This window comes from Brevibacillus laterosporus, from assembly GCF_030489605.1.
GTDB classification, from domain to species: Bacteria; Bacillota; Bacilli; order Brevibacillales; family Brevibacillaceae; genus Brevibacillus_B; species Brevibacillus_B laterosporus_E.
This window is the reverse complement of record NZ_JAUKFY010000030.1, coordinates 33,620-40,829: the sequence shown is the minus strand read 5'-3', so window position 1 is coordinate 40,829 and position 7,210 is coordinate 33,620. Positions and strand designations below refer to the sequence as shown.

Here is a 7,210-nt window from a genome sequence, read left to right as displayed (position 1 = left end):
CGCAAGAGACAGTTGCCGAACCAAAAGAAATTGCTACGAAACAACATGAAGAATGGATCGAGAATCATCACTCTCAATCAAAAGTGCAATTGGTTGCTGATTCCGATCCATATGCAAAATATTGGGAGGGAAGTGAAGAGGAGCAGGTAGACATAACTACAACAGCAAAAAAAGAAGCGATAACAGAAAGAGCAACAGAAACAGCCAAAGTACATGTCGAACTAGATGAAAATAAGGTAAAAGCTCATACAGCGGAATATGATCAGGAGCAGCAAGAGCCTGCTATCAGCACGGAATTAAGCACAGAAGAAGCAACTGTGCTTATGGCTCAATTGGAAAAGGAAGAAGCAAAATCAGCAGAGGAAAATACAGCATCCTTAACAGTTGAACAGGAAACAGAAATGAAGGTTGCCATTGGTTCAAAAAACAATCATAAAGAGCAAAATGAAATGATGAACTTCTCCAATATTTTCTCACACTTACATGGAAATGAGAAAAAGAAAAATCAGCGTGAGGAGAGTAAACAAGAGGAGGAGGTTTTAGAGCAAACGAAGGCAAAAAGTGATACCAGCAGTTCACGTAGAGACGCATTAGGGAACCTAACTTCATTTGTACAAGATCGCACAGAAAAATTCAGTAAATTGAAAATGTGCATTATCCAAAAAAATGATACCTTAGATTCTATTGCACAGCGGTATGAAATGTCCGTGACCAAAATTAAAGAAGCAAATCGAATGTCAACAGATCGAGTAGAAGAGGGGCAAATTCTTTACATTCCGCAATAAGGGGAGAGAAGGGCATGGCAAAGGAACAATTAGATATTTCCCCCATCTGCAAACGATATAAACTGAAAACGACCAAAATAACGCCAAAAGTGGATTACTATTTAATAGAAACAAACAGGGGAACCAAAGAGATAAGGGTATGGCCTCGTATAGAATATATGCGTTGGTCTTACGGATGGCGTGAGCAAATGGCACGTCAGGGAGTTAAAAACGTAGAACGATTTATTCGTACCAAAGATTCTAAGCCTTATGTAGTATCAAATAAAAAGGGTTATAGCTTGATGGATCACCATCGCGTAGCAGAACCAATCGCCTACACCATTGATAACATGCTGGAATGTGGTCGTATTACAGCGCAAATGCATTTAGCCCAACAGGCCCAATCCCTCCAAATTGGTGGAGAATTATTGAGACGAGAACAATTACATGCACAGCAAGTACTGGATCGGACAAAAAAATTTTTAAAGCAGTGGGAACGGGATCAGAATGCGAAGAAGCGCAATAAATGGGGAAGCTTGTTTCCGTCTATCTTAGAACGGATGGAGCGCAGTGCTACCTTAATCCAGAGCGTATCCTTACCAGATGAAGTGCTGGCAGCTTCTCATAAGGAATTATCACGGAAGAATTGGGTAATGGTTGACGATCAAGTGTTTTTGCGAGGCTTTTATAAAACCTCTCTCACTGTTCAGCATAAGGATACAGCAAGTTTTTTACACGAAATTGCGTTGGATGGTGGAGATCAGGCATTGGTTGACGCCTTTCTAGATGGTTATGAAGAGGTAAAACCATTGAATTATGAAGAATTTCGTTTATTGCTCTCCTTTATGGCCTATCCGCAGGAATTGTGGAGAACATTGGAAAAAGTTCTTCAGGCTAACACAAAAGAGGATAAACAAGCAACGGAGGATGTCAAACAGTCAGTCATGCGACAGCGAGAATTGGATTATCATCTGCAACGCTTGGCGAAGCGAGCAGAGCGAGGGCGGCAATCGTCATGAGTCAGTACGATCAACTCTTCCCCTTGTTTAACGAGTATGATATGTATGTACAATCAATTGAGATGGTTAAAGCTCCGCATGTATATAAAGGAATTACTCCAAACGGGTGTTATTCCTGCAAAAAAACAGCCGCACCGGCCACTCGCCTGCTTTATGTGGGTGGCGTATTGAGACATTTGGAGCAAAGAGGCTGGGATGGTGCTATACCTCTTTTATATACCAAAATTGATGAACCATATGTAAGGCAAGGGGGAGAGGTTTATTATTTAACCCAATGGGAGGATAGTGTTTCCATTTCCAAAGCGAATCTGTCTAGCTGGGCTTCGGGGACGGTTGTTCGATTGGCGGAGTTCCATCAGCTAACGCAAAATTACCGAATTGAAGATCCAAAGCAGGTGGAGCCGCTCGTTGATGCCCTAATTAATAGATGGCAAAGCTGGATTCGTCAATTGGCTATGTTCCGTGATCTCGCTAATGAACGGGATTATGCGTCTCCGTTTGATGTTGCATTTTTAGCTAATCATACGTTTATTGCTGACACTGCTAATCAAGCGCTGGAAAATTTACGCATTTGGCGAAGACGACACGAAACAAGCAATCAATTTCGACTCTCGCTCATCCATGGTTATCCACATCCAAGTCATACGGTTATGAATGAGAGCGGCAAAGTGCGTTTGCTCAATTTTGACCGAACCGTGTTTGATACCCCCGTTCGAGATATAGCGGTAATGCTACGTAATTATTTTCAGCTCGGGGGGGAAAGTAAAACAGCAACTGACCTTTTTGAACAGTACAGCGAAGTGTTTCCCCTTCGGCCAGAAGAGATTTCGCTGCTACAATACTTTTTACAATATCCCGAGAGGATCATGCGTAATCTGGAGTCCTATTATAATCGACGGTACGAATGGACGGAGCTGTATGCAGTTAAGCGATTGGAAAAGGATTTGGATCGGCTGGTGAGCTTAAATAGATGGACCAATCAAGCGTTTTGATCTAGACGCCTTCTTGGGAAAAGGAGGCGTTTTTTTGCATGATGGGTGCGTAAACATAATGACGTGACTACAGCCAATCCATCGAAAATGCAGCATAAGAAATGGCGAGGAAGCCTAGGATTAATACATCGAGGGAGGTGGGCAGCAGTAAGGTTCTAATAAACTGAAAGGCTGTAAAAGGCAATAGAAACTGTTTATAGGAAGCCTTTATATTGTATAGAAAAGAACTGTATTTAAAGCGTCGCCAATTCATAATTATCACCCCCTACTGCACAGCGTATGCAGTATGCGGATAGAGGGTGAAGTAAGCGGCAATTTGTGAATCGTTTATTTCCACAAATTGCAGTAAAATATAGAAAACAAATCAAGAAGAGAGGATGTGGTTCTTTTGGTTGAACATCGAAGAATTAACACAGTTCAACTATTCAAGAGAGCTTTTTTATCATTCTAGGGTCCATGATTTTTACATTTGGACTAGAAGAATTTTTGATTCCCAATCAAGTCATTGATGGAGGGATTACGGGTGTTTCGATTATTTTTAGCCATTTGACAGGCTGGCCAATTGGTCTTTTCTTATTTTTGTTAAACCTACCCTTCCTACTTATTGGTTATAAGTACATAGGTAAAACCTTTGCTCTATCTACATTGTTTGGAGTTACGACCATGTCAATTGCTGCAAGTTTATTGCACCCAGTTAGCGCTGTTACGAGAGAACCGTTTCTCGCTGCGGTTTATGGAGGCGTATTTTTGGGGATAGGGGTAGGCTTGGTCATTCGTTATGGTGGGTCGCTTGATGGGACAGAGGTTGTAGCCATTTTGTTTAACAGGAAAACAGCCTTTTCTGTTGGAGAGATAATCATGGTTTTCAACATATTTATTTTAGGCAGTGCAGGATTTGTATTTGGCTGGAATCAAGCAATGTATTCTTTGCTTGCTTACTACATCGCCTACAAAATGATTGAAGTAACACTTGAGGGTTTTAACGAATCCAGATCAGTCTGGATTATTAGTGACAAGCATCGAGAAATTGGTGAAGCTTTGCTAGCAAGGCTAGGGCGTGGTGTTACTTATTTGAACGGGGAAGGCGGATATTCTAGAGATAATAAGACAATTATCTTTACCGTCATCACCCGATTGGAAGAGGCCAAATTAAAATCAATTGTAGAAGAATGGGATCAGTCTGCATTTTTAGCCATTGGAAACATTCGTGATGTTAAAGGCGGTCGTTTTAAGAAAGAAGCAATTCATTAAAAGGAACGAAGGCTGTCTGATTTAGAAGGGAAGGTAAATCAAACAGCTTTCGTTTCTGTTTGCAAGCATTCACATTTTTCTCTATTTGACGTACCATTATGGGTTCGCTATAATATGCTGTATATGATTATATATGCAATGCTATGATTGGAAAGAGTACATATACCCACCTTATCAGAGAGGGAGAATCATTAGCTGCGAGATTCTCTAAGGCGTAGGGATATGGAAAGTCGTCCATGAGCAATTCCAATGAAATGAGAAGTCATAAAGTAGTTGGAATCGGCGTCAAACCGTTATCTTGTTAGAGTGAACGCGTGAGTTCCGTACTTTCACATAGTGGGAAATGTATTTGAATGATGATGGTGCGCGTTAACAAAGGTGGTACCGCGAAACAAACTCCTTTTCGTCCTTTGATGATGAGGAGTTTTTTTATTTGCCCATGTAATGATGTGCAATTATAAGGAGGAATAGGATTATGGCAAACGAACAAGCATCTCTTGATTCACAACTACCAAAAAACTATGATCCAAAGGCAGCGGAGGCCAAATGGTATCCCTACTGGATGGAACAAGAATTTTTTAAAGCGGAGCGCGATCCTAAGAAAGCTCCTTATACGATTGTAATTCCGCCTCCAAATGTAACAGGTAAGCTACATTTGGGCCATGCATTGGATACAACGCTACAAGATATTATTACACGTGCCAAGCGTATGCAGGGATACAGCGCGCTGTTTCTACCAGGAATGGATCATGCGGGTATCGCAACACAAACGAAGGTAGAAGCAAATCTTCGCGAAGAGGGCTTAAGCCGTCATGATTTGGGCCGTGAAAAATTCCTAGAAAAAGTATGGGAATGGAAGCATGTCTATGCTAATCATATTCGTGAACAATGGGAAAAACTTGGGCTTGCTCTAGATTACTCACGCGAGCGTTTCACGATGGACGAGGGCTTATCACGTGCCGTTCGTGAAGTGTTTGTTCGCCTCTATGACAAAGGTTTGATCTACCGCGGCAAGCGCATCATTAACTGGGACCCAGCCGCTCGTACAGCCTTGTCTGATATCGAGGTTATTTATAAAGAAGTAAAAGGCGCGCTGCACCACATGCGTTATCCATTGGCTGATGGAAGCGGCTTTATTGAAGTGGCTACGACTCGTCCTGAAACAATGCTAGGCGATACCGCAGTAGCCGTTCACCCAGAGGATGAACGTTATAAAGATTTAGTTGGCAAAATGGTTGTTCTGCCGATTACAGGTCGCGAAATTCCGATTATAGCGGACGATTATGTAGACCCTGAATTTGGTTCTGGTGCAGTTAAAATCACGCCTGCACACGATCCAAATGACTTTGAGATGGGTCAACGCCATAATTTGGAACAAATCATTGTCATGGATGAATCAGGGGTAATGAATGAAAATGCTGCCTCCTATAAAGGGCTTGATCGTTTTGCTTGTCGCAAGCAAATTATTAAAGACTTACAAGATCAAGGCGTTATGTTTAAAATCGAGGAGCATATTCATCAGGTTGGACATAGTGAACGAAGTGACGCGGTAGTAGAACCTTACCTATCGACACAATGGTTTGTTAACATGCAGCCTCTTGCAGACGAGGCACTAAAAAATGCTGCTTCCGAAGACAGTGTTACATTTGTTCCTGAGCGTTTTAAAAACACGTACCTGCGCTGGATCGAAAATATTCGTGATTGGTGCATTTCACGCCAATTATGGTGGGGTCACCGCATCCCTGCTTGGTATTGCCAGGATTGCGGCGAGTTGCATGTATCCCGAGTTGATGTCACAGAATGCTGCAAATGTCACTCCAGCAACCTTTCTCAGGATAATGACGTCTTAGATACGTGGTTCAGCTCTGCGTTGTGGCCATTCTCCACATTAGGTTGGCCAGATGAAACTGAAGACATGAAATACTTCTATCCAACTAACGTACTTGTAACAGGCTACGACATCATTTTTTTCTGGGTAGCACGTATGATTTTCAGTGGTTTGGAATTCACTGGTGAGAAGCCATTTGAGCACGTGTTAATCCATGGAATTATCCGCGATTCTGAAGGACGTAAGATGTCTAAATCGCTTGGTAACGGGGTTGACCCGATGGAAGTAATCGAGAGGTACGGTGCGGATGCCTTGCGCTTTACATTGGCAACGGGTAATTCCCCGGGCAATGACCAACGTTTTTATTGGGAAAAAGTAGAAGCGAACCGCAATTTTGCAAACAAGACCTGGAATGCTTCACGTTTTGCTTTGATGAATCTACAAGACTTTACGTATGAAGATATCGATTTAACCAAAGAATTATCTGCGCCCGATAAATGGATTTTAACCCGTCTTCAAGGAACCATCGCTGATGTTACTCGATTGATGGATGCGTTTGATTTTGGAGAAGCAGGTCGTCTGTTATACAATTTCATCTGGGATGATTTGTGCGACTGGTACATTGAAATGGCCAAATTGCCATTGTACGGTACAGATGAACAAGCGAAAAAAGCAACTCAATCTGTGCTTGTATATGTGCTAGACCAGACGTTGCGTCTACTGCACCCATTCATGCCTTTCATCACGGAAGAAATATGGCAAGCCCTACCGCATCAGGGTGAAAGCATAACAATTGCTGCTTGGCCGCAGGCAAAAAGCGAGTTAACTTTTAACGATGCTGAAGCAGAAATGAGCTTGCTTATGGATATTATCCGCAGCGTGCGTAACATCCGTGCAGAAGTAAACGTGCCAATGTCTAAAAAAATTGAACTGGTAATCAAGGCTAACGATCAACAATCTCTTCAAAGTCTGCAACGTGGCGAAGAGTTCTTGGTACGATTCTGCAACCCTGAGAAACTAGTAATTGGTACTGATTTGGAAGCCCCGGAAAAAGCGATGTCCGCTGTTGTTACTGGTGCAGAGTTATTTTTACCGCTTGCAGGGTTACTTGATTTGGAACAGGAGCGCAAGCGTTTGGAGAAGGAAATTGATACACTAAATAAAGAAGTAGAACGCATCGAGAAAAAGCTGAACAACCCAGGCTTTATGGCAAAAGCTCCCGCAAATGTTATTGAGGAAGAGAAAGCTAAAATGGCAGACTACGCAAACAAGCGTGAAAAGGTTATTGCGCGTTTAGCTGATCTAGAATCCTAAGCCTGTCTGCTTCGTTTTTGTCATAACTAAACGATTGGGGTC

At 42.2% G+C, this 7,210-nt stretch carries 5 protein-coding genes, 1 pseudogene and 1 other annotated feature; of the genes and pseudogenes, 5 read left to right on the top strand and 1 reads right to left on the bottom strand.

Annotated elements, in window-relative coordinates:
* From QZ995_RS21600 to QZ995_RS21590, 3 genes are all read left to right on the top strand, one after another.
* Window positions 1-785: LysM peptidoglycan-binding domain-containing protein (locus tag QZ995_RS21600; protein ID WP_301811655.1), on the top strand; the 785-nt coding region annotated here is incomplete at its 5' end.
* Between the two features lie 14 nt (window positions 786-799).
* A complete protein-coding gene (locus tag QZ995_RS21595) occupies window positions 800-1,783 on the top strand; it encodes a hypothetical protein (RefSeq protein WP_301811652.1) in 984 nt (327 codons plus the stop codon).
* The gene (locus QZ995_RS21590) at window positions 1,780-2,775 is read left to right on the top strand and encodes a phosphotransferase (protein WP_301811649.1); all 996 of its coding nucleotides are present in this window, start codon (window positions 1,780-1,782) and stop codon (window positions 2,773-2,775) included. The genes QZ995_RS21595 and QZ995_RS21590 overlap by 4 nt, the downstream gene beginning before the upstream one ends.
* A 67-nt stretch (window positions 2,776-2,842) precedes the next feature.
* Here the strand turns inward: QZ995_RS21590 and QZ995_RS21585 are convergent, their stop codons facing one another.
* The gene (locus tag QZ995_RS21585) at window positions 2,843-3,028 is read right to left on the bottom strand and encodes a hypothetical protein (protein WP_301811646.1); all 186 of its coding nucleotides are present in this window, start codon (window positions 3,026-3,028) and stop codon (window positions 2,843-2,845) included.
* Window positions 3,029-3,163: 135 nt separating this feature from the next.
* Between QZ995_RS21585 and QZ995_RS21580 the strand changes: the two are divergent.
* Window positions 3,164-4,026 (top strand): annotated as a pseudogene (locus QZ995_RS21580) (YitT family protein).
* Window positions 4,027-4,160: 134 nt separating this feature from the next.
* Window positions 4,161-4,440 (top strand) — a binding site (T-box leader).
* A 61-nt stretch (window positions 4,441-4,501) separates the two neighbouring features.
* The gene (locus QZ995_RS21575; RefSeq protein ID WP_301811643.1) at window positions 4,502-7,168 is read left to right on the top strand and encodes a valine--tRNA ligase; all 2,667 of its coding nucleotides are present in this window, start codon (window positions 4,502-4,504) and stop codon (window positions 7,166-7,168) included.
* Window positions 7,169-7,210: the final 42 nt, after the last annotated feature.

Excerpts from the sequence above, each read along its gene's own strand:
- QZ995_RS21595 (WP_301811652.1), top strand. The coding sequence starts at position 800 with ATGGCAAAGGAACAATTAGATATTTCCCCCATCTGCAAACGATATAAA.
- QZ995_RS21590 (WP_301811649.1), top strand. The coding sequence starts at position 1,780 with ATGAGTCAGTACGATCAACTCTTCCCCTTGTTTAACGAGTATGATATG.
- QZ995_RS21585 (WP_301811646.1), bottom strand. The coding sequence starts at position 3,028 with ATGAATTGGCGACGCTTTAAATACAGTTCTTTTCTATACAATATAAAG.
- QZ995_RS21575 (WP_301811643.1), top strand. The coding sequence starts at position 4,502 with ATGGCAAACGAACAAGCATCTCTTGATTCACAACTACCAAAAAACTAT.